General features: G+C 68.6%; 2 protein-coding genes. One reads left to right on the top strand and one right to left on the bottom strand.

Translation table 11 applies throughout. The features are described from left to right. Positions 1–672, top strand: a 672-nt coding sequence (locus AB0E94_RS53290) for a VTT domain-containing protein (RefSeq protein WP_360344702.1), incomplete at its 5' end; no start/stop codon positions are given. 58 nt (positions 673–730) lie between these two features. On the opposite strand, the gene AB0E94_RS53285 is transcribed toward AB0E94_RS53290, so the two are convergent. Beyond that, positions 731–1035 (bottom strand): metalloregulator ArsR/SmtB family transcription factor (locus AB0E94_RS53285; protein WP_360344699.1); only part of this gene is annotated, 305 nt, incomplete at its 5' end.

Below are 1035 nucleotides of genomic sequence, written 5' to 3'. Positions count from 1 at the left end.
CTCGATCCAGAGGTGTTGATCTCGACGTTCGGGCTGATCGGCATCCTGGTCATCGTCTTCGCCGAGTCCGGCCTGCTGATCGGGTTCTTCCTGCCCGGCGACTCGCTGCTGTTCACGGCGGGGCTGCTCACCGCGGACGGGAAGTACATCACCTACCCGCTGTGGCTCGTCTGCCTGCTCATCACCATCGCGGCGATCGCCGGCGACCAGGTGGGGTACGCGTTCGGCCGCAAGGTCGGCCCGGCGCTGTTCCGCCGGCCGAACTCGAGGCTGTTCAAGCAGGAGAACGTGCTCAAGGCGCACGACTTCTTCGAGAAGTACGGCGCGCGCTCGATCGTGCTGGCGCGCTTCGTGCCGATCGTGCGGACGTTCACGCCGATCGTGGCCGGGGTCAGCCGGATGAACTACCGCACGTTCGTGATCTACAACGTGATCGGCGGCATCCTCTGGGGCACGGGCGTGACCGTGCTCGGCTACTTCCTCGGCCAGATCCCGTTCGTCAAGGCGAACATCGAGATGATCCTGATCGCCATCGTGGGGATCTCGGTCATCCCGATCGCCGTCGAGTTGCTGCGGGCGTGGCTGGCCGCCAGGCGGGGCACCACCCCGCAGGAGCGGGCCGCCGCCGAGGAGGCGATCCGGGAGACCCGCGAGCACTACGGCAAGCACTGACCGACCGGGCGTCCGGCGCCGTCCCTGGTCGGGGATGGCACCGGACGATCGGTACAGGTCAGCGTGCCTTCTTGGTGGCGCGCTTGCGCGGCGGGGTCAGCAGATCGGCGATCGTGGCGATCGCGGACGGCACCAGCCGGTAGTAGGCCCAGACACCGCGCTTCTCCCGCTCCAGCAAGCCGGCCTCGGTGAGGATACGCAGGTGGTGACTGACCGTCGGCTGCGAGAGGCCGAGAGGCGCGGTCAGGTCGCACACGCACGCCTCGCCCTCGGGCGCCGACTGGATCAGGCTGAGCAGCCGCAGTCGAGCGGGGTCGGCGAGGGCCTTGAGGACCCCCGCGAGACGCTCGGCATCGGCACGTT

It is taken from the genome of Actinoplanes sp. NPDC026670 (genome assembly GCF_040638175.1).
Taxonomy (GTDB): Bacteria; Actinomycetota; Actinomycetes; order Mycobacteriales; family Micromonosporaceae; genus Actinoplanes.
This window is presented reverse-complemented; position numbering and strand designations above follow the sequence as displayed.